Source organism: Paenibacillus tritici (assembly GCF_013204885.1).
GTDB classification, from domain to species: Bacteria; Bacillota; Bacilli; order Paenibacillales; family Paenibacillaceae; genus Paenibacillus_AQ; species Paenibacillus_AQ tritici.
Window position 1 is genome coordinate 1 of the sequence record NZ_JABMKX010000027.1, and the last position, 24,624, is coordinate 24,624.

Below are 24,624 nucleotides of genomic sequence, written 5' to 3' on the forward strand. Positions count from 1 at the left end.
TGGTGGCGATAGCGGAGGGGTTCCACGCGTACCCATCCCGAACACGACCGTTAAGCCCTCCAGCGCCGATGGTACTTGGACCGAAGGGTCCTGGGAGAGTAGGACGTTGCCAAGCACATGAGCTATTGTCGAATTTTCGACAGTAGCTTTTTTGTATGCTTTTTTATATAAAAGCGGGAAGAAATGCAGTGAATTTAGATAAAAACGCTTACAAACGAGTGACATTTTTGTTACCGACGAGTCGGTGGTTCCAAGTATAATAGAAAAGTGCAATTAATAAGCAAAAGCCTTAATACGAATGAACTACGTATAAATTCTAATTTAGGATTTTCTTGCGTCTTTAGATGCATGGTAGAGGTAAGGAGGATTTAAGGTATGAAGCGAACTCAACCTTTGTGGATATTAGTTATTCTTTGTATAGTCGGAGTAATGCTGGCGGGTTGCGGGGCGAAAGAGCCGGCTTGGGATACTTTTAACGGTGCGCTCAATGAGAAGGACTTTCCTGTCCCCAAAGAAGCAAGCTCTCCCGACAGGACAACGACAAACGTAGCGATGGACTATGTACGGTACTCACTGCCCGGGTTGAAAGAAAAGAAAGGCGTGCCGGACCCTTATCTGGAGGCCATCAAGGCGTGGGGATGGGAGGAGCAGGAGCAGAATGCTAATGATTCTGACGATAGTGGCAGCTCCCGTGTTTTTCAGAAGGAAGGGCTTATTGTACATCTAACTGTGCATGACGACTATTTCATCGTGATGATCCCGAAGGAAAAGAAGGTCACAACCAAAAGCCTGAAGAACAGATAAAAAATCGCCGTCCGGTTATGGATGGCGATTTTTTGGTGTGGAAATCACTGCATTCATAGCACTATGTATAGCTTGCCCGGATTACTGGGCGTAATAGGAAGCATCTGCCGCATTGAATCTCAGCATCCCGTCTTTGGCGGCTCTGTTCAAGCGCAGAAGGGTATAAAGGCGGGGCAGCAGCAGCCACAGGTGACAGATCGCTAAGGATACAGTGAACGCAGGCGGAGCCCAGACGATGAAGAGTGCGGCAATACAAAGGCCGATCCAGAGATTATGCAGCTGTACTGAGCGGAAGATGCCATAGTTGATGTATTGGTCAGGCATGTAACCGGGCCAGGGCAGGCGCAGGGACATTCGCCAGCGTTTGGCGATGGGATGTCCGGAAATCAGCAGCACAGAGCGTGAGATAACATATTGAATCCACAGCATGACAGGACCGGCTATGATCATGAACAGGATACTTAGCCAGGACAAGAATATACTTTCGAGCACAAGGCATACAAAGGGAAGGGCAATATAGACCCGCAGCAGGAATGCTGTAATAGTAATTTTTTTGATAAGCTTGTATTGATAGAATGTTGCGGCACCTTTTGTGTTTGGTTCCATAAAGGAATTTCAGACCTCCTCCCAAGTTCTCTTGTTATTAATATCGGCGTATTCCTGTGTTTTGTTAAACAACGGGATCAGATTCACCGAATCGGCATTCGTCGAATATATATATTTCAGGCTATGAAGGATTAGGAAAAAACTATGAAAAGGTTTAAAATGATAGAAGGTGTACCATACTGATCTTAAAAGAGTCAAGGTGGGATGATTATGGAACAGCAAACGGGTCAGGCCTGCATTATCTGCGGGCAAGAAAAGGAAGAAGGCATTGTGATTGTCTCGCATTTCATCTGTGAGGATTGTGAGAGTGAGATGGTGCGTACTGAAGCGGAAGATGCCAAGTACCGCTTTTTCATTGGCCGCATGAAGAAGATCAATCTGCAGAAGAATGCTTGATGCAGGAAGTGCAGGAAATGTTACCAGAAAGCATATAAAGAGCGGGCGGTGGATCTGTGTCGCGTTGGCTGCAAATTAAAGGTTCCTTTTAACGGCTTCTCCGCCCTGACCGGGTGAGGGGAGCCGTTTTATTGTTTCGGTAATACTTTGCGCGGAAGTAATAGGCGTTTGGGTGTATTTGCGTTAAAATAGAAGGTAACCCCCAGGGAAGGAAGAACAAATGGACAAGCTACAGCCTGGCAGGGCACCTGTATACGAAATGCTGGAACAATATAGACATAAGGGTAATATATCTTATCATGTGCCGGGTCACAAGAACGGTGAGGCTTACCGGAGGACAACGGGTGCAGACAGTGCCGGTTATCTCACGGAAGTGATGCGTTATGATGTGACGGAAATTACCGGGACGGATGATCTTCATCATCCTGAAGGGGTGATACGGGAAGCGCAGGAGCTGGCAGCGGATTGTTACGGCGCGGAGGAGAGTTATATGCTGGTGGGCGGCAGTACAGCCGGCAATCTGGCTCTGATCCTGACAGTCTGTCCTGAACCCGGGAGGCTGCTCATTCTGCAGCGCAATGTCCACAAGTCTGTCATTCACGGACTAATGCTGGCAGGAGCACGTGCGGTGTTCCTGGAGCCCCAGATTGATCTGGGCAGCGGTCTTGCGGTTGCACCGTCTCCTGAGACGGTGCAGGCTGCCCTGGCAGCTTACCCTGAGGCTGCCGGAGTCCTGGTTACTATGCCGAATTACTACGGCATGGGCAGTGACCTTGCGCCCCTGGCACGGGCCTGTCACAGCAGCGGCGTACCGCTGCTGGTGGATGAGGCGCACGGGGCGCATTACGGGCAGCACCCGGCGCTTCCGGCCGGGGCGCTTGCCGGGGGCGCGGACGGCGTGGTGCAGTCCACGCATAAGATGCTGACGGCGCTGACGATGGGCGCCATGCTGCATGTGCAAGGGCCATGGCTGGACCGCGCGCTGCTGCGGCAGCGCCTGGCCATGGTGCAGAGCTCCAGCCCATCCTACCCCGTGATGGCTTCGCTCGATCTGGCCCGGCGCCTGCTGCACAGCCAGGGCGCCGGTGCCTTCACGGCGGGGCTCGCCGCCGTGGATGTCCTGCGGCGCGGCCTGGCTTCGCTGCCGCGCTTCGGGCTGCTGCAGCCGGCGGGGCCGCTGCAGCCTCTCTGCGGCGATGCTGGCGCCGCAGGGGAAGTTACGCCGCCGCTGTGCGGGGCGGCGTACGAGACCCAGGACCCCTTCAAGGCGGTCATTTATGACGCCGCCGGGGTCCTGGGGGGCTTCGAGCTGCAGCGCAGGCTCGAAGAGAGGGGGATCGTGCCGGAGATGAGCGACGACCGGCACGTGGTCCTGGCCTTCAGCCTCGGCTCGAAGGCAGAGGATGCAGCCCTGCTGCTGGAGGCGCTGCGGGACATTGCAGCGCAGACCTCCAGCGGGTTGCCGCAGATAAGCGGCACCGAAGCCGTCTCAGATGCTGCAACAAGCGCTGCCCCCTATGCCGGAGATTCATCATTCTCCGGCATAGGGACCGCATTACTGGGCGCATCATATAATAACAGCAGTAAGGGGATTCTATCCTCTTCCGGCAATAATTCCACGTGGAACATTCCTGAACTCCCGCTGATATCGGCTCCGGTTGCGTTCTCTACGAAGCCGGTTGCAGCTAGTGAGACAGAGAGTATAGCACTTGAGGCAAGTACAGGCAGGATGGCGGCAGAGATGGTCATTCCGTATCCGCCGGGCATCCCGCTGCTGTACCCTGGTGAGTTAATTACAGAGTCCGTATGCGGCAGGCTGGTCCGTCTCCGCGAAGGCGGGGCTAAATTCCAGGCCTGTGCCGATCCCGCCTTACAGCAGATTAAGGTATACAACATTCAGAAGGGCGGAGAAGTATAAGTGAAGCGAGAAGGTTTCTTCATTACTCTGGAAGGAGGCGACGGCTCCGGTAAAACAACTGTACTCGGCAGAGTTGCAGCCTATCTGCAGAATCATTCCATGCCTTATCTGATCACCCGCGAACCAGGCGGGGTTGATATCGCCGAGAAGATCCGCTCTATTATTCTGGACCCGGCGCATACGGCTATGGATGCGCGGACAGAAGCACTGTTATACGCGGCAGCAAGAAGCCAGCATCTGGCCGAGGTGGTCGAGCCTGCATTGCAGGAGGGGATTACCGTACTCTGCGACCGTTTTGTAGATAGCAGTCTGGTCTACCAGGGGTATGCAAGAGGGCTGGGTATTGAAGAGGTGTGGGGAATTAACCGGTTTGCGACTGGCGGAAGAATGCCGGATCTTACCTTCTATCTGGATGTAGATCCCGAGGTGGGCCTGTCCCGGATCGCTGCCAATCAGGGCAGGGAAGTGAACCGGCTGGATCTGGAGAACCTTGAATTTCATCAGAAGGTACAGGCGGGCTATAAGCTAGTGGTGGACTCTGATCCGCAGCGGATTGTAGTCCTTGATGCGGGCCGTCCCATCCATATGGTAGAGCAGGACATTGTATCTGTACTGAAGGACAGGATATTAAAGGATTTCTAAGATGTTTTGTCTAATAAACAATAGAGGTATAATGATTAAACACAGATCTTCAGCGGGTTAGCTGCTGACAGATGCTCTGTGATCACAAACCATGCAGGAGGGGATACGAAGATGAATTTGATCATTGCAATTATCCAGGATAAAGACAGCAACCGGCTATCCAGTGAACTGGTGAAAGCTAATTTCCGCGCAACCAAGCTGGCAAGTACAGGCGGGTTTCTCCGTGCAGGCAACACTACCTTTCTGATCGGGGTAGATGATATTCAGGTGGATGCGGTACTTAGTGTAATCCGCAACAGCTGCAAAGTGCGCGAGCAACTGGTCACTCCTGTAACGCCTATGAGCGGTACGACTGATTCCTATTTGCCGCTTCCTGTAGAAGTGCAGGTTGGCGGAGCTACTGTATTCGTACTTCCCGTCGATCGTTTCGAGCATTATTGAGCATAATGAGCAATACACTATTGAGGCGGTAGATATCCTTGAAGATCAATCCGGGCTACAGGCCCTTAAAAAGTGAATTATTGCCCACGGATGCTGAGAGACGGCCCGTTGAGCAAAAAAACTTCACCGATGTATTTCAACAGCAAAGCCAGCAGAAAACCATAGATGAGCTGAACCGCCAGATCAAAGATATCCAGCAGCAGGGCGACCGGCTCTCCAAATCCATGACTGTACGCGAACTGTCAATCTACCGCAACATGATCAAGCGGTTCCTGGAGGAGACAGCACGCCGTGGAGTGATCCTGAAGGATACCAAAGGCTGGGACCGGCGGGGCCGCGGCAAACGCTACAAGCTGCTGGATGAGATTGATGCCGCGCTGCTGAACATGGCCGATGATTTGCTGGACAGTGAGCAGGGACGGATTGATCTCCTGGGACGGGTTGGAGAGATCCGCGGGCTGCTGATTAATCTTTCTTTCTGACAAACTTGGAGGAACATATGTCTTTTCATGAACTATTAGGCCAGGAGGATGCCAAGCGGCTGCTTCAGAATGCCCTGCGTAAGGATGCTGTAAGCCATGCCTATCTATTCACCGGGCCGGCAGGCAGCGGGCAGGTGAAGATGGCGTTGACGTTCGCTCAAGCGATATTCTGCACGACGAGCCAGGATGATGCCTGCGGGGAGTGCCTGGAATGCCGCAAGGTGCAGCATGGCAATCATCCTGATTTGACATTACTGCGTCCCGATGGGGCGAGTATCAAGATCGACCAGATTCGTGAACTTCAGCGTGTTTTTTCCTACCGCTCGGAAGGGATTAACCCGAAGGTTTATATTATAGAAGGAGCGGACAAAATGACGGTGCAAGCCGCCAATAGTCTGCTGAAATTCCTGGAGGAGCCGCCAGCCCCGGCGGTAGGTATTCTCATTTCGGATAACAGCAGCTCCCTGCTTCCGACGATTCAGTCCAGAACCCAGCGCATTCCGTTCAGCCCGCTGCATCCGGATATTATGCTTCAGGCGTTGTCCGGAGAAGGAGTTCCGGTGCCGCTGGCGCGGTGTGCAGTATCACTGACTGCCGGTCTTGACGGCTGCAGGGAACTTTTGGCACAGAATTGGTTTGCAGAAATGAGAAATCTAGTGTTACAATTAGCGAAGGAGTCTCTGGGCAAGGGCAGCTCCGCGGTGGCAACCGCAGGACCCAAGCTGTTCAAGACAGGACTTGGTGAACATTTGGATATTCTCTTCAGCATGTTCCACTTATGGTTCAAAGATATGCTGTACTTCCTGTACCGAAAGCACGAAAGTATCGTTTTCATAGATCAGTTAGACTTTATTTCCAAGGCTGCCCGTCAGCGGAGTACGGAACAATGGGTGGCTTACATGGAATTCGCGGCGGAGAGCAAGCGGAAGCTTCGTTCCAATGCCAATGCCCAGCTTTGTCTGGAGCAGTTCTTAATCCGACTGGAAAGCTAAAGGTTCGGGTTATTTATGATACATCCTCCGGATACATCCTTAGCGCCTGGAAGTACGGGTTTAGCGGACGAGGAAGGACAAGCATGAATCATTAGGGAAGCAGTCTTGCTTAAGGGTTCCTTTTACCGTCAAACAAGGGGGTTAATTTTTGTACAGCGTAGTAGGTGTCCGCTTCAAAAAAGCGGGTAAAATATATTATTTTGATCCACTTGATTTCCCGATTGAACGCGATCAATGCGTTATTGTCGAGACAGCAAGAGGGGTCGAATACGGTAAGGTTGTCGTAGGCAAAAAAGAGGTGCAGGAAGCAGATGTTGTACTGCCGCTCAAGAAAGTCATGCGTATTGCCGGTGAAACCGACGCGCGTGTGGTGGAAGAGAACAAAGGTGCAGCTAAGGATGCTTTTACCACCTGTTTAAATAAAATCCGCGATCATGGCCTCAAAATGAAGCTGGTCGATGTGGAGTTTACGTTTGACCGCAACAAGATCATTTTTTATTTCACGGCTGAGGGCCGCGTGGATTTCCGCGAGCTGGTTAAGGATCTGGCGAGTATCTTCCGTACACGTATTGAGCTGCGGCAGATTGGGGTTCGTGATGAGGCCAAGATGCTGGGAGGGCTTGGACCTTGCGGGCGTGTACTCTGCTGCTCCTCCTGGCTGGGCGATTTCGAGCCGGTGTCGATCAAGATGGCCAAGGACCAGAACCTCTCGCTGAATCCGACCAAGATCTCGGGATTGTGCGGAAGACTCATGTGTTGTCTGAAATTTGAGCATGATAATTATGAGAGCACGAAGGAAGAAATGCCGGCAGTAGGCAAAATCGTCGTAACCTCACTGGGTGACGGCAAAGTAGTGGGTATCAATGCCGGAAGCCGCACGGTCCATGTGCAGCTGTTTGAAGTGGGCAAAGTTAAAGAACTTCCAATGGATGATGTTGTCGTCAAGTAAACCATTATAAGGTTACTTTCGGGGTGGAAACTTGGAGAAGAAAAATATATTTGCACACATGCAGGAGATGGAAGCGCAGATGGATGAGATGCGCACCACACTGGGAGATTGGAAACAGACGGTCAAAGAGCTGATGGAAGCCAATCAGAAGCTTAGTTTGGAGAACGAGCAGCTGCGAATAATATTGAAAAGGGAAGCACCTTTGGATAAGGCCGCGCTTTCTGCGGAGGCGGAGGCAATACTTGCTGCCGAAGGGAAGGAAGAGGTCGTCGGGGAAGGCTATGATAATCTGGCCCGGCTGTATCACGAAGGCTTTCACATCTGTAATGTCTACTTTGGGCATTTACGGACGGAAGGCGATTGTCTGTTCTGCCTTTCTTTTCTTAATAAATGAGGATATCCAGCCGTAGGAGATTGTCGCCTACGGTTTTTTTGAATGTAGAGAAGGCTATGCTTCCGGAGCAAGTTTTGTTTCGAAGGACGTTCAGATTGAAGCATAGGCTCAACAAAACTTTTAGGAGAATACAATGACCCATTCATATAATGATACACCGGTGCCCTTACATGGAGCGGAACGGATTGATGATCTGTTGACCCATGATCTGAGAATTATTCAAAGTGATGAAGTATTCAGCTTCTCGATGGATGCCGTGCTGCTGGCACGGTTCGCCAGTGTACCGCCGCGCGGCAGAGTGCTTGATCTGTGTACGGGCAACGGGGTCATCCCCATGCTGCTGACTACACGGACGAAGGCTTCTATTGAAGGCATCGAGATTCAGCCCCGTCTGGCTGACATGGCCCGGCGCAGTGTGTCGCTTAACGGGCTGGAGGAGCGGGTACAGATTCATGAGGGCGATCTGCGGGAGCTGCATCACACTGCAGGCTATGGCGTATACGATGCTATAACCGTTAATCCCCCTTATATGCCGCTTAACGGGAGCGATCTGAAGCTGAACTCCCATCAGGCTATGGCCCGTCATGAAATCGGCTGCACGCTGGAGGAGGTCATCCAGGCCTGTGTCCGGCTTGTCCGTACCGGAGGCAAGGTTAGTATGGTACATAAGCCGCAGCGTCTGGTGGATATCATCAGTCTGATGCGTAAGCACCGGCTGGAGCCGAAGCTGATCCGCTTTGTCCATCCCCGTGCCCATCTGGAGGCCAACATGGTGTTGATTGAGGCAGCGCGGGACGGGAAGGCGGAGGTGCGTTTACAACCCCCTTTAATCGTATATAATGAGGACAATCAATACTGCCCTGAGATTATGGATATCTATTACGGAAATAAAGAGGATACCAGCCAATGACAATACAATGCCAAAGCAGCTTTCAAAATAACAATGACGGAGCGAAGCCGGAAGGATGCGGAAGTCTGTACCTGGTGGCTACCCCCATCGGCAACCTGGAGGATATGACGTACCGTGCGGTACGTACGCTTAAGGAATGCGATATTATTGCCGCAGAGGATACGAGACAGACGCGTAAATTACTGAGCCATTTTGAAATTACACCCTCGATGCTGTTCAGTTACCATGAGCATAATAAGGCGGCGAGCGGGCCTGAACTGATACGCTATATAATAGAAGGTAAAAATCTGGCGCTGGTCAGCGATGCCGGTCTGCCGGCCATTTCCGACCCTGGTGCTGATCTGGTAGCGCTGGCTGTAAGCCATCAAATTCCGGTCATTCCGATTCCTGGGGCGAATGCGGCGCTGTCCGCTTTGATTGCCTCCGGCTTGCCTACTGGGAGCTTTACGTTTATGGGATTCCTGCCCAGAGAACGTAAGGATATACGAGCGGTCTTAGCGCCACTCCGCTTCGCGCAGGGCACGCTGCTCTTCTATGAGTCACCGCACCGTGTTGCCAAGACGCTGGTTCATCTGCAGGAGGCCTTCGGCAACCGCCGGGTCACGCTGGCCCGTGAGCTGACGAAACGGTATGAAGAGTTTCTGCGCGGAACGATTGAAGAATGCTGTGCCTGGCTGGAGGAGCATCCCCCGCTTGGTGAATATGTGATCGTGCTTGAGGGAGAAAGTAAAGAGGAGGCTGAACTGGCGGAATCGTCCTGGTGGCGTGAGCTGAGTGTTGAAGACCATGTGACCCACTATGAAAATTCAGGCCTGACGCGTAAAGATGCGATGAAAAAAGCAGCATCTGACCGCGGATTAGCCAAACGTGATATTTATAACGCTTTGCTGGAGCGGGAGTAAGCGGCTAGCCAAAAAATAAATGTATTCAGTACACTTATATGGATTGAATTATTCCTTATATTAGGTTTAAATGTAGTTTATACATTTATTTATATGGAAAATGGCTGTTTTATAGGATTTATATGTATATAAGTGTATGTAATACAATTAGAATGATCAGGCGGATGTTTTAGCATTAAATAACTGCACAGAATACAATTATCCAAATTTTCCAACAACAATTACCCAGTTTATGCACCTTTCTGAGCGCCCGAGTCACGAACCCGCTCTAACGTAAAGCGATTCCCGCAGGGAGAGCGTGTCTCAGCACAAAAGAAACACAACAGCCAGTAACCAGCACGCTCAAAAGTCACTAACCCGCTCTAACGTAAAGCGATTCCCGCAGGGAGAGCGCTCTACGCTCCGGCGTTACCCGGGAGGGCAGCCGCGCAGCCGCCATTGGCAACCTGCCAATGGCGGAGTCCCTCGCATGACAAGGCCCTGAGGACGCTCCTTCAGGGAGTCCGAGAAGGGCCGGTCCGCCGCCGAACCCTGCTTCCTTCCGCCCCAGCTGCAGAGATTCACCAAGCTTCCGGGTGTCCAGAGGGCCGGGGCCCTTGGGGCCCTCCCTGTAGGGAGGGTTTGGGAGGGTAAATCGCACAAAAAAATACCTCCCGCGCGAACGGGAGGCCAAGGAGATATAAAAAGGTTAGAATTAACAAATTGATGATTCCTATTATACCCTATTTATTTTAGTTTGTCACAGGGGTAGGGATGGCAGAAATACATTCATGACAAACAATTTTACCTTTGAAGTAAGTTACATTCTCGGCATTGCCGCAGAAAATGCAGGCAGGCTCGTATTTTTTCAACATGATCCGCTCACCGTCCACGTAAATTTCGAGCGCATCTTTTTCTCCAATGCCAAGTGTGCGACGCAATTCAATTGGAATAACGACCCGTCCAAGCTCATCTACCTTACGTACAATTCCTGTTGATTTCATCATTACAATCGTTGCTCCTCTCAATGTTCAAAAGCGTCATTATTCGACATTCTTCACTGTTTTATGATATTTATAATACCAACCATTCCCAAAACAGTCAACCTTTTTTGTGGCTAATTTTAAGAAATCTTTTCAGACAACATTTATTCCGCTATCAATCAGGGAAATCGCTTCAAAAATCTTATTAAGTTATTTGTCGATTTGTCAGTACTTTAATCGCTAATATTCGACAAAGAGTGACAAAATGCATTATAAAACAAGAAAAGGAGATGAGCTCATGAAGCAACCTCTGTCAGAAGAGAAGGTATTTAAGGACCCGGTTCACAATTACATTCACGTGCAGGACACAATTATCTGGAGGCTGATTAATACCAGGGAATTCCAGCGCCTGCGACGCATCCGGCAGCTTGGCACCTCTTATTTAACCTTTCATGGAGCAGAGCATAGCCGATTCTCCCATTCTTTGGGCGTATATGAAATTACCAGGAGGATTATTTCCCAGTTTGAACGGAGCGGCTACAAAGACTGGATGCCTGAGGAACGGCTGCTTACCCTTTGCGCGGCGCTGCTGCATGATCTGGGGCATGGCCCGTTCTCCCATTCTATAGAAGAAGCTTTTGAAATGGATCATGAAGACTGGACCTGCCGCATCATTCTGGAGGATACAGAGATTACGGCTATTCTGCGTGATGTAGCTGAAGACTTCCCTGACAAAGTAGCTTCGGTCATCTCCAAAACCTATGAGCATGAGATCGTTGTCAATTTGGTGTCAGGGCCGCTGGATGCGGACCGGATGGATTACCTGCTGCGGGATGCGTATTATACAGGGGTTAACTACGGAACTATCGACATTGACCGGATTCTGCGGATGCTGCGCCCTTATGACGGCCGGGTTGTGGTGAAAGAATCCGGGATGCATGCCATTGAGGATTACCTGATGTCACGGTACCAGATGTATTGGCAGGTGTATTTCCACCCGGTAACCCGCAGCTCCGAGATTATTCTGCGTCAGATTCTCCGCAGGGCCAAGGAGCTGGTGCAGCAGGAGTATACTTTCCGGTTCATGATCGAACCCTTAAGTGATTTGTTCCGCGGAGACGTAACGGTTGAGCAGTATCTGCTGCTGGATGAGGCATTAATGCAAACGGCGTTTATGCAATGGACACTTGAGGAGGATGAACTCCTGAGCGACTTGTGCAGCCGTTTTATTCATCGTAAACTGTATAAATATGTGGAAATGGAGCATCTGGATACTGAGACGATTGACGAAATCCGCCGCGGTTTTGCCGGTGCCGGACTGCGTCCCGATTATGACCTGGAAATTGATTTTCCAACGGATCTTCCTTATGATGTATTCCGTCCGGGAGACGGCTTCGACAGCAAACAGATTCTGCTTCTGGACCGGCATGACAAGCTGCGGGAAATCTCCGAGGTCTCGGATATCGTACGCTCGATCAGCGGGATTCACCGCGGCAGATACCATCTGTATTTTCCGCAGGACAGGCTGCAGAAAGCCCTTCCACAGCTGCCGCGCTCCATCGCCGATATTTTTGCCAAATAAACAGATAAAGCTTGGAATTCCTATAGAACCTGAGGCAGAAAGGATGTAATGTCATGCAGCTATTCGACACACATACCCATTTGGATGCTCCACAATTCGACGAAGACCGCGAAGAGGTTATTGCCAGGGCGCTTGCGTCCGGAGTCAGCAAAATGATCAACATTGGCTTTAACCGGGAAACGATACCGACTACGATGCAGCTTGCTGAGAAATATGATTATATCTATGCCGCAGTCGGCTGGCATCCCCAGGATGCGATCACTATGAAGGACGGAGATCTGGAGTGGATCGCCTCACTGTGCAGTCACCCCAAGGTGGTTGCCATCGGTGAGATCGGACTGGATTATTATTGGGACACCTCCCCCAAGGATGTGCAGCATGAAGTATTCCGCAAGCAAATCGGGCTGGCGCGGGAGCTGAAGATGCCGATCTGTATCCATAACCGGGATGCCCACGAGGATGTTATCCGTATACTCCGGGAGGAAAAGGCAGGCGAGGTGGGGGGCGTAATGCACTCCTTCTCCGGCAGCTGGGAGAGTGCCAAAATGTGTCTCGATCTCGGGTTCCACCTTTCTTTTGGAGGACCGATTACGTTCAAGAATGCCAGGGTGCCCAAAGAGGTGCTTGCCCAGACTCCGCTGGACCGGCTATTGATCGAAACAGACTCCCCATATTTGACTCCGCACCCGTTCCGGGGCAAGCGAAATGAGACCGCTCATGTGAGACTGGTAGCAGAGGCTGCTGCGGAAATAAAAGGGATTGATTTACAGGAATTAGCGGAAATAACGTACGCGAACGCACTGGAACGATTTGGAATAGTCTGAGAATGCGAGTAAAAGCGGTGAAAAATGAAGTATAGCGGATATATTAAACTTTTTTGATCGAAAAACGGCTGAATATTACAATATTTTAATCATTTTTTTACGTAAACGTGGTTGAATCGTCCTTTACAACATGTATCAAAACAGGATATCATCTTTTCAGTGCAGTGAGCTGTTGTAACTGTGACAGTCACTTTTTCATGGATCGTCTCGCTGAGTCTCCGGACGGAGAACGGGGGAACCAATAATGCTCTGCCGCATGAACGTATGAGAGTACAACACAGAATTGCCGCAGACTTTATTTGATTTCTTTACGTGGTCTTTGGGGTGAATTTGAGGGCAACCGCCGTGAGCGGGTGACCTGAGATAGGGCGTCTCTCTTATGCCCGAACCCGACAGCTAACCCCGTAAGCGCAAGTAAGAGAGGAAACCTCGTGCATAAACATTCCCGCGTTTTCGACACCGGAGAAGCCACGAAAGAGTCCTCTGTGAACTCTTTTTTGGGCTTTTTTTGTTGCGAATAATGCGGATGTTCCCGGCATACTGTTATATAACAGTTGTCCGGAGTAACTATGCCGAGCAGGCGATCCATGAGCAGGAGACGCTGAAGCAATGCGGGCGTATCCTGTTGCAATCTCAAACCTAGTTTCGTCAGAAGTGATACAGTCACCTTGAACTACTTGGACGACGGGGCTATGTAAGGAGGATGGAGAGAGTGGGCGTATTCCAACCAGAAGTATCCCATGATTCGCAATCATCCAGCAGGTCTTTCGCATTACGGTGGAAGCAGGTAAATCCCCGGATAGTTGTGCTTGCAGGTGTGGTATCTATTGTTATCGCACTGTTAATTCTGCTGTACGTACACGGTCAGAGCAAAAAGGAAATTATTCTAGTAATAGACGGACAGGTACAGACACTGGAAACGCGGGAAACGCTGCTCGGTGATGTGCTGGCTAAGAAACAGATATCGCTGCAGGCGCATGATGAATTATCTATTGGCCTTGGGGATGAAATAAAAGACGGCGACCGTGTTGTGATCAACACTGCGCAGAAGTTCGCTCTTACCGTAGATGGAAAGACACAGACATTATTTACGACCGAGGATACTATTGGTCAGGCCATTGGCAAACTGGGCATCAGCCTGGAAGGTTTAGACAAGATATACCCTTCGTTAGACACCGCAGTATCTGCCGACATGGAAATCAAAATTGTCCGGATTAACAAGCAAGTGGTTCAGCGGGCAACAAATTTACCATTCCGGGTAATCAAGACAGCAGACCCCTCTTTAACCAAAGGAACCGTAAGAGTGGCACAGGCAGGTAAGCCGGGCGTAATGATTCAGCACATCGAGAAGACCTATCAAGATGGTGAGCTGGCATCCATGCGCATGATCGGTAAGAAAGTGCAGACGATCACCAAGGATAAAGTAATTGCCGTGGGGACCAAACCGCTTCCTAAGCCTGTTGTAGTCGCTGCTATACAAACCTCCAAACCTAAAGCAACCTCCAAATCAACCAAAGTCAGCGCAAAGACCAGCAATGTAACCAGCAAGGCTGGCGTGGATTTCCAGTATAAAAGAATGATTAAGAACGTATCCATGACAGCATATTCTTCACAAGAACCGGGTATCGGAACACGTACGGCCTCGGGCACACGTGTAACGGAAGGCCGCACCATAGCAGTTGATCCGAACGTTATACCGATTGGCTGGTGGGTGTACATTGAGGGATTAGGGTTTCGCCGAGCAGAGGATACCGGCGGTGCCATCAAAGGCAACAAGGTGGATGTCTATTACGATTCACTGAACCATGCCCGTAATTTCGGCCGTAAGTCGCGGACACTCTACGTGATCGGACCTGTGAAGCCGGAGCTGAACTAAACGCAAAGTCTTTTGCAAATTAGCGGTCAATAAGATATAGTGGGGGAAGCACTTACGAAACTTAGGAGAGCTTCCGCTCATCACTTATACATTCTTTAGCCAAAAAGAAGGGGAGCGAATCCCCTTTTTTTTACGTTCTGAAGTAAGGAGTAAAATTATTTATGATCAAAGAATTGATTGTGGTTGAAGGAAAAAGCGATACCGTAGCGGTGAAGCGGGCCGTGGAGGCAGATACGATCGAAACCGGGGGCTCGGCCGTGGACCGCAAGGTCATTGCCAAGATTGCACTAGCCATGGAGCGCAGGGGAGTAATCATACTTACAGACCCCGATCATGCCGGAGAGCGAATCCGCAAAATTGTCGCTGCCAAGGTACCTGGATGCAAACATGCGTTCATCCCGGAGAAGGATGCTACCCGTAAGGGTGACATTGGCGTAGAGAATGCCTCGCCTGAGGCTATACGCCATGCGCTGGAGCATGTGCATACTTCCTTTGAGGGGGCCCCGGCCATCATCGGGCTGGACGAGCTTATAGCTGCCGGACTGATGGTGCATCCCCGGGCCGCTGAGCGCAGAATGCTTCTTGGCAACCTGCTCGGTATCGGTTATTGCAATGGCAAGCAGCTGTACAAACGTCTGGCGATGTTCGGCATTACACACGAAGAGTTCACGCGGGCTCTCGCCCAAATTGATCAGGGAGGCATCACTTCATGAGCGGCAATGAGAATATCTCATCCCCAACAAGAACCAAAGCGATAATTCAGCGTTACAAATTTTCCTTCAAAAAAAGCCTGGGCCAGAACTTTCTGATTGATCAGAATATTCTGGACAAAATAGTGGATGCAGCCGGTCTCGACAGTACGGCTGGTGCCCTTGAGATTGGCCCGGGTATCGGTGCATTGACGGAACGGCTGGCAATGACGGCCGGAGCAGTCACTGCGGTGGAGATTGACCGCAGACTGATCCCTATCCTCAGGGATGTGCTATCGCCCTATTCCCATGTGAAGATCCGCAATGACGATGTGCTGAAGGTGAATCTGCAGGAGCTGTTCGCTGAGGATTTCGCGGGTATGGACCGGGTCAGCGTAGTAGCTAACCTGCCGTATTATGTGACAACACCTATTCTCATGAAGCTGCTGGAAGAGAAGCTGCCGCTTGATAACATCGTGGTCATGATCCAGAAGGAGGTTGCCGAACGTATGGCAGCGTCTCCGGGCGGCAAGGAATACGGGAGTCTGAGTATTGCCGTCCAGTATTACAGCGAGCCTGAGCTGGTCTGTATGGTGCCGCGCACGGTGTTCATCCCGCAGCCGAATGTGGAGTCTGCCGTTATCCGCCTGAAGGTCAGAGAACGTCCTCCGGTGGAGGTCGCCGACGAGAAGCATTTCTTCGGTGTCGTTCAGGCCTCCTTCACCCAGCGGCGCAAGACGATTGCCAATAATCTCAAAGCCCGCTTCTTCCCGGAGGAAGGGCGTGAGCGTCTGGAGGCGCTGCTCGCTGAAGCGGGTATCGAACCCTCCCGCCGCGGGGAGACGCTTAGCATTGAGGAATATGCGCGGCTCAGTGCGGTTCTTCTGGCGGCCGGGATCGAATAGAATACAATAATCCCTCCGGCTGGATGAACCAACCGGGGCCTTTGCCCATAACATGGGGTAGAGGTGGTGTTGTAATGAATCTAGGAGACTTGGTCATTCGTAAATCCTATGGCGGCGATGTGACCTTCCGGGTAGACAATATATTGCAGAATAGAGCTGTTATCAAAGGGACGGAGTTCCGTCTGCTGGCGGATTCTCCGCTGGATGATCTGGTGCAGGTACCGCCTACACAGGTTACCGAGCGGGGTCAGCGCGCGCAGATCAAAGCAACAGAGTCATTAACCTGGCTGCGCAGAGACCGGCAGGAGCAGAGCCAGCGCAGTGGAGAGAGTGTATCCGGGTCCACCGGGACCTGGGGCCAATCTCCCAAGGAAGCGGCTTATTTTGAAGTGCCGGGTAAAGTGCTGCATCTGGATGGAGATGCGCTCTATCTGAAGAAGAGCCTGAGTCTCTACGAGCAGCTGCGCATACCGGCGGAGGGGCATCATGTCCATGAATCCAAAATGGCGGAGACGCTGTACCGTCTGCTGCCCAGTGTACGTCCCGATATCGTAGTGATTACCGGCCATGATGGAGTACTTAAGCAACAGCAGAACTATGATCTGTATAGTCTGAGCAGCTATAAAAACTCACAGAATTTCGTTGCAGCCATCCGGGTAGCCCGTGAATATGAGCGGAATTTCGATGCCCTGACGATTGTAGCCGGAGCCTGCCAGTCGCACTTCGAGGCACTCCTCGGGACAGGGGCCAACTTCGCCAGCTCGCCGGGCCGCATCCTCATTCATGCTCTGGACCCGGTGTATGTGGCTGCCAAGGCCTCATTCACCTCCATCCGGGATACGGTGAACTTAAGCGATACCCTTAGCCATACGATCAGCGGTAATCAGGGGATGGGCGGAATTGAGACACGCGGCAGCTTCCGCATCGGAATGCCTCAGCTGCAGAATCTTGCTACACTGAAGGTAGCACCCTCGGTGCTGTAAACTGAAGCAGGGAGCAAACAGGCGGGCGAACAGGGTAAGCACTCGTGCTTACCCTGTTTTTGCTTGAAGCTAAGAATGTATAGGTGTCACATGATTACCGCTAACAAGGTGCTTAAGCCGGGACTTCCAGCCTCTAAAAAAATTCCGTTGACAACTTTTTTGTCATCATCTATAATTATTTATTTAATTTGACAATGGTTCAATAAGGTTGTATAATGGACAAGGAAAGAGGTGGTCCGTCAGGAATGGCTAATAATGCGCTGTTGGAAATTAAACGCAGTCTCGAAGCTCACGTCGGTCATAAGATCACGTTGCGGGCTAACGGTGGCCGTCGCAAGACTGTTGAACGCACCGGTGTCCTGGAAGAAACGTACCCTTCTGTATTTATTGTCAAACTTGATCAGGAGCAGCAGACCTTCAAGCGAGTCTCCTATAGCTATGCCGATATACTTACTGAATCTGTGGAAATCACAGTTACCGAAGACGATGGGCAGATGCGGATTATGTATATCAAAGCTTAGCGTCACGGACAGTCTCCCTGCTGGGGGGCTGTTTTTTGCATTCCAGTAATATTTGCTGCGCTTCTGAAATCCTCTGCATGACACCTGCCCCTTGGCCGCATACTACATAGGCAGTACGTTTATCATCCAATAGCATAAAGGGAGGAATCCGTAATGAGCCGCAGAAGACGTAGCATGATGTCTGAGGAATTGAAGACGGAGCTGGCTAAGGAGCTTGGGTTCTACGAAACAGTAGAGCAGGAGGGCTGGGGCGGAATCCGGGCGGTCGATGCCGGAAATATGGTCAAGCGGGCCATTCAGTTGGCGGAACAGGCTGCGCGCAAATCGTAATAGCTTAAGGCGCCCATGTCGGCGCCGTACCGGGTATCGCCTGCTGGCGGTACCTTTTTCTGAATAACGGAATGGAGCCGAAAAACGGCATAAGGGCGGTTCTGCTTTTGATAATGGACTTCACTGCCAGTTTCTCATATAATATGTTAAGTTGTTTTTTACGGGAAAAGGTGAGGGTGGGTGAACGCCTTGAAGATGTATGAGAAAGCGCCAGCCAAAATAAATTTGATGCTGGATGTGCTGCATAAGCGTGCTGACGGATTTCATGAAGTGGAAATGATAATGACGATGGTCGATCTGGCTGATCGTCTGGAGCTGTCGGAGATGAAGCGGGATTCCATTATTATCTCAAGCCAGGCCGGTTATATTCCGCTGGACGAGAAGAATCTGGCCTTCCAGGCTGCAAGACTGATCAAGGACCGGTATAACGTAAGAAGCGGTGTACATATCCATCTGGACAAAAGAATTCCGGTCGCTGCCGGCCTTGCCGGCGGCAGCAGTGACGCCGCGGCTACGCTGCGCGGCCTGAACCGGCTCTGGCGCCTCGGGATCCCGGTGCAGGAGCTTCAGGAACTGGGCGCCGAGCTGGGCTCGGATGTCCCGTTCTGCGTCACTGGAGGCACTGCCCTGGCTACGGGCAGGGGAGAACGGCTGACTAGTATCGCAAGTCCGCCGCAATGCTGGGTCATCCTGGCCAAGCCGCCGATCAATGTATCGACGGCTGAGGTGTACGGACGCGTACGCGCGAATAACATTGCGGTCCATCCGTCCGCGCTCCGGATGCAGCAGGCTATCGAGGCCGGCGACTTCGCGGCCGTCTGTGCGGGCCTGGGCAACGTGCTGGAGGATGTGACGCTTAAGCTGCATCCTGAAGTGCAGCAGCTTAAAGAAGCGATGCTGAAGCTGGGTGCGGACGGCGTGCTCATGTCCGGCAGCGGACCGACGGTATTCGGCCTTGTCTCCAAGCAGTCCAAGGTGGCGAGAATCTATAACGGGCTGCGAGGATTCTGCAAGGAAGTCTATGCCGTTCGTTCGCTAAGCTAAGCGATTCCTCGGTTTACGCTTGTATAAATCCGTACAATAATGATATTATTCATAATAATATTCGGTTTTGGCGAGGAGTAATCAGTGAAGAAACTTAAACGAAGCCAACGATTAGTTGACATGACCCAATTTTTACTGGAGAAGCCGCATGATCTGCTGCCGCTGTCCACCTTTGCGGAGCGGTACGGTGCGGCGAAGTCATCCGTCAGCGAGGATCTGGCTATTATAAAAGAGGTATTTGAAGGCGAAGGGATGGGCGAGCTGCAGACGCTGGCCGGAGCGGCAGGCGGAGTCCGGTATATTCCGCGGATGCCGATGGACATGGCTCTTGCCTTCGTGAACCGGCTGTGCGGGCAGCTTGAACAGAGCGACCGGATTCTGCCGGGCGGTTATCTGTATATGTCCGATCTGCTGGGTCTGCCGTCCCTGATGGAGCAGGCCGGCAAAATCATTGCCACCGCCTTCCACGGGGTGGAGATCGACGTTGTGATGACGGTGGAGACCAAGGGTATTCCGCTTGCTTATGCAACGGCTGCACAGCTGGGTCTGCCGGTTGTACTGGTACGCCGCGACCATCAGGTAACGGAGGGTTCAGCCGTAAGCATCAACTATGTATCGGGATCGCATAAGAGTATCCATACGATGTCGCTGTCCAGACGGGCACTGCGTGAGAAATCCCGGGTGCTGATTGTGGATGACTTCATGAAGGCGGGCGGTACGGTACGGGGGATGGTCGATCTGCTCGGTGAATTCAATGCTGAGGTTGCCGGTGTTGGTGTGCTCGTAGAGTCCGGTGCCGTGGAGAATGAAGAGCGGCTGCTGCACGATTATGTATCTCTTGTGAAGCTGACTGAAGTTGACTCCAAGGTGCGGCGGATTTCGGCGTTTCCGGGCAACTATTTTTCCTCCCCAAAGGGCGATTAGACCGGGGTATAAAAAGCGGCGTATAATGTCGAAACCGTGAGGATTCTTAAGATAACTCCACGAAATCTGTCGAAAATAGAGATTATGCAAAAATAATCTTCTTAATCAGGCATTATTTGGAATGAAAAAGAAGGAATTCGCTTTGCTGTGTGGAATTATACACCAAGTCTCTGATGGAAAAAGGTGGTGAACACACACATGCAAATTACGGATGTCAGACTCCGCCGCGTCAACTCTGAGGGGAGAATGAAAGCAATCGCATCCATTACAATCGATAACGAGTTTGTTGTTCATGACATTCGCGTCATCGACGGGAATAACGGGATGTTTGTTGCAATGCCCAGCAAGCGTACACCTGACGGAGAATTCCGCGATATCGCACACCCGATTTCTTCGGGAACGCGCGAGAAGATTCAATCTGCGGTTCTGGCCGAGTACGAACGTGCCGCTACGGAAGAAGAAGAAGTCATTGAAGAGGGAGCTTAAGCTGTGAAGCGCTGACTCTCTGGGACTTGCTGCCTCCCCAGGGCAGTAATCGACCATACCGTTTTATATGTTTCGGGGTGCCCGCAAAGTACCTGGGTCAGCCTTGGAGCCAAAGCCCCACTTTGTGGGGGGATTTTATTGGGGTTCGAAGAAAAGGGAACCATGCCTTCATGGTTCTCTTTTCTTTTTGCCCGGAATGAGATATATTCAGTAGTGAGTTCAAGAAGTGGGAGGTTGGCATTCTTGAAAAGAATGGCTGTTGTACTTGCTGCAGGTCAAGGCAAGCGCATGAAATCTAAATTATACAAAGTACTGCACCCTGTCTGCGGTAAACCGATGGTAGGGCACGTGCTTGATACAGTGAAAGCGACCGGATGCCAGCGTACAGTAGTTGTCGTAGGACACGGCGCAGAGAAGGTTAAGTCCTATGTAGGCCAGGAGGCCGAATATGTGCTGCAGGATGTCCAGCTTGGAACCGGGCATGCTGTTAAACAGGCCAAAGATCTGCTTGGCGGGGAAGAAGGAACCACGATTGTAATCTGCGGAGATACGCCGCTGGTGATGCCGGAGACGCTGGAAGGGCTGATGGCGCTGCATGAAACGCAGAACGCTGCTGCAACCGTCCTTACTGCTGTTATGGAGCAGCCTGCCGGATACGGCCGGATTATCCGTGGTGAAGATGGCGGAGTGCTGAAGATTGTGGAACAGAAGGACTGCACGGAGAGTGAAGCTGCGGTTCATGAGATCAATACAGGTACGTATTGCTTCGATAACGCGAAGCTCTTTGCTGCTCTGGAGAAGGTAACGAATACCAATAATCAGCAGGAATATTACTTAACGGATGTTATCGGCATCCTCCGGGCACAGGGCGATATCGTTCTGGGTTATCAGGCCCATGATGCTGCAGAGTCTATTGGAGTGAATGACCGCCTGGCGTTGTCTGAAGCCGAAGGCTACATGCGTCAGCGGATCAACCGCAGACATATGCTCAGCGGAGTAACTATAATTGACCCGGCCTCCACTTATATCGGAGCAGATGTTGTCATTGGAGCAGATACGGTCTTATATCCGGGAACGGTGCTCAAAGGCAAGACAGTGATCGGCGAGGATTGTGTGATCGGACCTGCAAGTGAAATTGAAGACTGCATGATTATGGACGGTGCTGCCGTTAAGCAGTCGGTTCTGAATCAGGCTAAGGTCGGCGCACGGGCTTCCGTTGGGCCTTTTGCATATTTGCGTCCGGGTGCCGTGCTTGGCCAGGAGGTCAAGATCGGCGACTTCGTAGAGATCAAGAATGCTACGATCGGCGACGGCTCCAAAGTATCTCATTTAAGTTATGTCGGTGATGCTGAGATCGGCAAGAATGTTAATATCGGCTGCGGCGCCATCACTGTTAATTATGACGGCTACAATAAGTCCAAGACGGAGATCGGTGACGATGCCTTCATCGGCAGCAACGTGAACCTCGTGGCTCCGGTCACTGTAGGCAAAGGCGCATTTGTTGTCGCCGGCTCCACCATCACGCGTTCAGTTTCAGAGAACGATCTGGCGATTGCCAGAGCAAGACAGGAGAACAAGCCGGGTTATGCGGAGAAGATCCGCTCCCGTGCCAAGGCGAAGAAAGACCAGCACAGTCCATCGTAAAAGCTTGCAAGCCAAAGCTCCGGACGGACTTTGCACATCCGCGCCGGTGCTTTGGCAAGTTAAATTCCGTCACGGAGGGTTTATATTTTATGACTTATTGCGATTCCAAACTAAAGATTTTCACCTGCAACTCCAATCCCAAGCTTGCCAGTCAAATTGCCGATTATATCGGCATTCCGATGGGTGAGTCCCATACGACCAGCTTCAGTGACGGAGAGATTCAGGTTAAGCTGTCGGAAAGCGTTCGGGGCTGTCATGTATACATTGTACAGTCTACCTGCGGACCGGTTAACGACAATCTGATGGAGCTTCTGGTTATGGTAGATGCGCTTAAGCGTGCGTCTGCGAAGAGCATCAATGTCGTGATTCCCTACTACGGTTATGCCCGCCAAGACCGTAAGGCCCGTTCCCGTGATCCGATTACGGCCAAGCTGGTAGCGAACCTGATTGAAAAAGCAGGTGCACACCGCGTCATTACCATGGACCTTCATGCGATGCAGATTCAAGGCTTCTTCGATATTCCTGTCGATCATCTGCTGGGTGTGCCGATTCTGGCCCAATACTTCCGTTCCAAGCAAATTCAGAATCCGGTTGTCGTGTCTCCGGATCATGGCGGTGTTGTGCGGGCAAGAAAGCTTGCCGACTTCCTTAACGCCCCGCTGGCGATTATCGACAAGCGCCGTCCTGAACCGAACGTTAGTGAGGTCATGAATATCATCGGTAACATTGAAGGCAAGACAGCGATTCTGATTGATGATATTATCGACACCGCAGGAACGATCGTCCTTGGGGCCAATGCTCTAATGGAAGGCGGCGTGAAGGAAGTCTACGCCTGCTGTACACATCCTGTATTGTCCGGTCCTGCACATGAACGTCTGGAGAACTCTCCAATCAAAGAAATTATCGTGACGGATACCATTCCAATCCGCAGCAGCAATCCGACATCCAAGCTCAAAGTGCTGTCCGTAGCTCCGCTTATGGGCGAAGCTATTATTCGTGTGCATGAGGAGCTGTCGATCAGCAAGCTGTTCGAAATCGAATAAGCTGCCGGTTATAGCACAAAAAGGGTTACACCTCCGTGAAGCGGAAGATGTAACCCTTATCGGCGTGATGCAGGAACCAAGGTCAAGGACTTCAGTATCCCGGGCGGGAGATGAAGGTGAAGAGGCTGCGGTTGTACAGCGTCCCCTGCAGCTCTACGAAGCCTTCGTCAACCGCTGTAATCACACCGATGTCTACGTGCGCGTTCCCCCTATAGACTTCAACAGGTACAGCATATTGAATATGGTACTGGAAGTGGCGCTGCAGTGTTAAAATATCGCCCTGATGTGGCATGATTCATCACCTGTCTGTGGAGTATAAACTTATTGTACCAAAAACGGAACCCCTCTGCTGGGCGTACCGGGTGGAAAGGATAAACCCTACTTATGAAATGGATTGTTGGACTCGGGAATCCCGGACCGCAATACGCGAAGACCAAACATAATGTCGGCTTCATGGCACTGGATGAGCTTGCATCCAGAAACGGAATCGCCTTCAATCAGAATAAATGCAAATCGGTGATCGGTGAAGGGATGATCGGCGGTGTCAAGACCGTACTGATCAAACCCATGACCTTCATGAACCTGTCCGGGGAAGCGGTACGCGCCTATATGGATTATTATAAGGTGAAGCTGGAAGATATGATTGTTGTCTATGATGATCTGGATACGGAGCTGGGCAAGATCAGGCTGCGTTATCAGGGAAGCGCCGGCGGGCACAACGGCATTAAGTCAATCATTCAGCACACGGGCACCCAGAGCTTCAACCGGGTGCGGATGGGTATATCCCGTCCGGAGCCGGGCTTCGCCATCGTGGATTATGTGCTGTCCACCTTCGCCAAGAAGGATGGGGACAAGCTGCACAGCATGATAATGGATACTTGTGATGCTGTGGAATTCAGCCTGCAGCATACCTTCGAACAGACCATGGCCAAATTCAACGGCTAATGGCAAGGGAAGAATTCAGGACTTTAGGCTAAAGCCATTCTGGACCGGGCATACTGGAGGTATATACTACCTTCAGGAGGCATATAGATGGCAATACACTATGTTTGCAGGCACTGCCGGACATTCTTAGGAAGCATTGGCAGAAGTGATATCACAGAGATGCAGCTGGGGCTGCATTCCTTGACCCCTGCGGAGCGCAGAGATATAATAGCGTATGATTCAGAAGGCGAGATTACGGTGAAGGTGACCTGCGATTACTGCAAGCAGGCGCTGGAGAACAATCCCGAACTCAGCCTGCTGGCCAGTCCGCTTCAGTAAGGTGGAAGCGCCTGTCTCTATCGTCATCCGCAAGCCTTAGCCTTATCCGCTGAGGCTTGTTTTCGATTCCAATTATAATAGGTGAGGGCGGCATGGCCGCGCTCAGCCTGTT

The 24,624-nt window shown here is 51.3% G+C and carries 29 protein-coding genes, 1 rRNA gene and 1 riboswitch; of the genes, 27 read left to right on the forward strand and 3 right to left on the reverse strand.

Annotated features, from left to right (window positions below; genetic code table 11):
* Positions 1 to 115: ribosomal RNA gene (gene rrf / locus HQN87_RS29965) — 5S ribosomal RNA — on the forward strand; the annotation flags it as partial.
* Positions 116 to 375: 260 nt separating this feature from the next.
* Positions 376 to 804 (forward strand): hypothetical protein, encoded by a 429-nt coding sequence (locus HQN87_RS29970; RefSeq protein ID WP_173140665.1) that lies wholly within the window; start codon positions 376 to 378, stop codon positions 802 to 804.
* An 81-nt stretch (positions 805 to 885) separates the two neighbouring features.
* On the opposite strand, the gene HQN87_RS29975 is transcribed toward HQN87_RS29970, so the two are convergent.
* Positions 886 to 1,410, reverse strand: coding sequence for a hypothetical protein (locus HQN87_RS29975; RefSeq protein ID WP_173140667.1), 525 nt, complete (start codon positions 1,408 to 1,410; stop codon positions 886 to 888).
* Positions 1,411 to 1,620: 210 nt separating this feature from the next.
* On the opposite strand from HQN87_RS29975, the gene HQN87_RS29980 reads away from it, so the two are divergent.
* The 10 genes from HQN87_RS29980 (at position 1,621) to rsmI (ending at position 9,436) form a co-directional block, all read left to right on the forward strand.
* Positions 1,621 to 1,806: a sigma factor G inhibitor Gin gene (locus tag HQN87_RS29980; RefSeq protein WP_173140669.1), complete on the forward strand. Its 186-nt coding sequence runs from the start codon at positions 1,621 to 1,623 to the stop codon at positions 1,804 to 1,806.
* A 220-nt stretch (positions 1,807 to 2,026) separates the two neighbouring features.
* Positions 2,027 to 3,724: an aminotransferase class I/II-fold pyridoxal phosphate-dependent enzyme gene (locus HQN87_RS29985; RefSeq protein WP_173140671.1), complete on the forward strand. Its 1,698-nt coding sequence runs from the start codon at positions 2,027 to 2,029 to the stop codon at positions 3,722 to 3,724.
* On the forward strand, positions 3,725 to 4,366 hold the full coding sequence (tmk, locus tag HQN87_RS29990) for a dTMP kinase (protein WP_173140673.1): 642 nt from the start codon (positions 3,725 to 3,727) through the stop codon (positions 4,364 to 4,366).
* 111 nt (positions 4,367 to 4,477) lie between these two features.
* Positions 4,478 to 4,807 (forward strand): cyclic di-AMP receptor DarA, encoded by a 330-nt coding sequence (gene darA / locus HQN87_RS29995; RefSeq protein WP_036723983.1) that lies wholly within the window; start codon positions 4,478 to 4,480, stop codon positions 4,805 to 4,807.
* Positions 4,808 to 4,845: 38 nt separating this feature from the next.
* The gene (locus tag HQN87_RS30000; protein WP_173140675.1) at positions 4,846 to 5,289 is read left to right on the forward strand and encodes a YaaR family protein; all 444 of its coding nucleotides are present in this window, start codon (positions 4,846 to 4,848) and stop codon (positions 5,287 to 5,289) included.
* A gap of 17 nt (positions 5,290 to 5,306) precedes the next feature.
* Positions 5,307 to 6,281, forward strand: coding sequence for a DNA polymerase III subunit delta' (gene holB / locus HQN87_RS30005; RefSeq protein WP_173140677.1), 975 nt, complete (start codon positions 5,307 to 5,309; stop codon positions 6,279 to 6,281).
* A 148-nt stretch (positions 6,282 to 6,429) separates the two neighbouring features.
* The gene (locus tag HQN87_RS30010) at positions 6,430 to 7,230 is read left to right on the forward strand and encodes a PSP1 domain-containing protein (protein WP_039305726.1); all 801 of its coding nucleotides are present in this window, start codon (positions 6,430 to 6,432) and stop codon (positions 7,228 to 7,230) included.
* A gap of 31 nt (positions 7,231 to 7,261) precedes the next feature.
* Positions 7,262 to 7,624, forward strand: a complete 363-nt coding sequence (yabA, locus tag HQN87_RS30015) for a DNA replication initiation control protein YabA (RefSeq protein ID WP_042209904.1) — start codon at positions 7,262 to 7,264, stop codon at positions 7,622 to 7,624.
* A gap of 133 nt (positions 7,625 to 7,757) precedes the next feature.
* Complete coding sequence (locus HQN87_RS30020; RefSeq protein WP_173140679.1) at positions 7,758 to 8,534, forward strand: tRNA1(Val) (adenine(37)-N6)-methyltransferase; 777 nt, start codon at positions 7,758 to 7,760, stop codon at positions 8,532 to 8,534.
* Positions 8,531 to 9,436, forward strand: coding sequence for a 16S rRNA (cytidine(1402)-2'-O)-methyltransferase (gene rsmI, locus HQN87_RS30025; protein WP_246553196.1), 906 nt, complete (start codon positions 8,531 to 8,533; stop codon positions 9,434 to 9,436). The genes HQN87_RS30020 and rsmI overlap by 4 nt, the downstream gene beginning before the upstream one ends.
* Positions 9,437 to 10,167: 731 nt before the next feature.
* Here the strand turns inward: rsmI and HQN87_RS30030 are convergent.
* A complete protein-coding gene (locus HQN87_RS30030) occupies positions 10,168 to 10,422 on the reverse strand; it encodes an AbrB/MazE/SpoVT family DNA-binding domain-containing protein (protein WP_019914502.1) in 255 nt (84 codons plus the stop codon).
* 274 nt (positions 10,423 to 10,696) lie between these two features.
* Between HQN87_RS30030 and HQN87_RS30035 the strand changes: the two genes are divergently transcribed.
* The 13 genes from HQN87_RS30035 (at position 10,697) to HQN87_RS30095 (ending at position 23,249) form a co-directional block, all read left to right on the forward strand.
* The gene (locus tag HQN87_RS30035; RefSeq protein ID WP_173140681.1) at positions 10,697 to 11,980 is read left to right on the forward strand and encodes an HD domain-containing protein; all 1,284 of its coding nucleotides are present in this window, start codon (positions 10,697 to 10,699) and stop codon (positions 11,978 to 11,980) included.
* Between the two features lie 53 nt (positions 11,981 to 12,033).
* A complete protein-coding gene (locus HQN87_RS30040; RefSeq protein WP_173140683.1) occupies positions 12,034 to 12,804 on the forward strand; it encodes a TatD family hydrolase in 771 nt (256 codons plus the stop codon).
* A 198-nt stretch (positions 12,805 to 13,002) separates the two neighbouring features.
* A riboswitch (cyclic di-AMP (ydaO/yuaA leader) is annotated at positions 13,003 to 13,230 on the forward strand.
* A 286-nt stretch (positions 13,231 to 13,516) separates the two neighbouring features.
* The gene (locus HQN87_RS30045; RefSeq protein ID WP_173140685.1) at positions 13,517 to 14,680 is read left to right on the forward strand and encodes a resuscitation-promoting factor; all 1,164 of its coding nucleotides are present in this window, start codon (positions 13,517 to 13,519) and stop codon (positions 14,678 to 14,680) included.
* Positions 14,681 to 14,841: 161 nt separating this feature from the next.
* On the forward strand, positions 14,842 to 15,393 hold the full coding sequence (gene rnmV / locus HQN87_RS30050) for a ribonuclease M5 (protein ID WP_173140687.1): 552 nt from the start codon (positions 14,842 to 14,844) through the stop codon (positions 15,391 to 15,393).
* The gene (gene rsmA / locus HQN87_RS30055; RefSeq protein WP_173140689.1) at positions 15,390 to 16,274 is read left to right on the forward strand and encodes a 16S rRNA (adenine(1518)-N(6)/adenine(1519)-N(6))-dimethyltransferase RsmA; all 885 of its coding nucleotides are present in this window, start codon (positions 15,390 to 15,392) and stop codon (positions 16,272 to 16,274) included. Before rnmV ends, rsmA begins: the two co-directional genes overlap by 4 nt.
* Before the next feature lie 74 nt (positions 16,275 to 16,348).
* A complete protein-coding gene (gene yabG / locus HQN87_RS30060; protein ID WP_173140691.1) occupies positions 16,349 to 17,257 on the forward strand; it encodes a sporulation peptidase YabG in 909 nt (302 codons plus the stop codon).
* Positions 17,258 to 17,502: 245 nt separating this feature from the next.
* The gene (gene veg / locus HQN87_RS30065; protein ID WP_036696386.1) at positions 17,503 to 17,778 is read left to right on the forward strand and encodes a biofilm formation stimulator Veg; all 276 of its coding nucleotides are present in this window, start codon (positions 17,503 to 17,505) and stop codon (positions 17,776 to 17,778) included.
* 153 nt (positions 17,779 to 17,931) lie between these two features.
* Complete coding sequence (locus HQN87_RS30070; protein WP_173140693.1) at positions 17,932 to 18,108, forward strand: small, acid-soluble spore protein, alpha/beta type; 177 nt, start codon at positions 17,932 to 17,934, stop codon at positions 18,106 to 18,108.
* A 189-nt stretch (positions 18,109 to 18,297) separates the two neighbouring features.
* Positions 18,298 to 19,152 (forward strand): 4-(cytidine 5'-diphospho)-2-C-methyl-D-erythritol kinase, encoded by an 855-nt coding sequence (gene ispE, locus HQN87_RS30075; protein ID WP_173140695.1) that lies wholly within the window; start codon positions 18,298 to 18,300, stop codon positions 19,150 to 19,152.
* Between the two features lie 84 nt (positions 19,153 to 19,236).
* Positions 19,237 to 20,076 (forward strand): pur operon repressor, encoded by an 840-nt coding sequence (gene purR / locus HQN87_RS30080; protein ID WP_173140697.1) that lies wholly within the window; start codon positions 19,237 to 19,239, stop codon positions 20,074 to 20,076.
* Positions 20,077 to 20,274: 198 nt separating this feature from the next.
* The gene (gene spoVG / locus HQN87_RS30085; protein ID WP_036696395.1) at positions 20,275 to 20,562 is read left to right on the forward strand and encodes a septation regulator SpoVG; all 288 of its coding nucleotides are present in this window, start codon (positions 20,275 to 20,277) and stop codon (positions 20,560 to 20,562) included.
* Between the two features lie 243 nt (positions 20,563 to 20,805).
* Complete coding sequence (gene glmU / locus HQN87_RS30090; RefSeq protein WP_281424952.1) at positions 20,806 to 22,206, forward strand: bifunctional UDP-N-acetylglucosamine diphosphorylase/glucosamine-1-phosphate N-acetyltransferase GlmU; 1,401 nt, start codon at positions 20,806 to 20,808, stop codon at positions 22,204 to 22,206.
* Between the two features lie 89 nt (positions 22,207 to 22,295).
* Entirely contained in the window at positions 22,296 to 23,249 is a 954-nt protein-coding gene (locus HQN87_RS30095; protein ID WP_019914487.1) for a ribose-phosphate diphosphokinase, read from the forward strand.
* Between the two features lie 91 nt (positions 23,250 to 23,340).
* On the opposite strand, the gene HQN87_RS30100 is transcribed toward HQN87_RS30095, so the two are convergent.
* Positions 23,341 to 23,541: a hypothetical protein gene (locus HQN87_RS30100; protein ID WP_036696494.1), complete on the reverse strand. Its 201-nt coding sequence runs from the start codon at positions 23,539 to 23,541 to the stop codon at positions 23,341 to 23,343.
* Positions 23,542 to 23,633: 92 nt separating this feature from the next.
* Between HQN87_RS30100 and pth the strand changes: the two genes are divergently transcribed.
* Complete coding sequence (pth, locus tag HQN87_RS30105) at positions 23,634 to 24,194, forward strand: aminoacyl-tRNA hydrolase (protein ID WP_173140699.1); 561 nt, start codon at positions 23,634 to 23,636, stop codon at positions 24,192 to 24,194.
* A gap of 87 nt (positions 24,195 to 24,281) precedes the next feature.
* Positions 24,282 to 24,512, forward strand: a complete 231-nt coding sequence (fin, locus tag HQN87_RS30110) for an anti-sigma-F factor Fin (protein ID WP_173140701.1) — start codon at positions 24,282 to 24,284, stop codon at positions 24,510 to 24,512.
* The last annotated feature ends 112 nt before the right edge of the window (positions 24,513 to 24,624 follow it).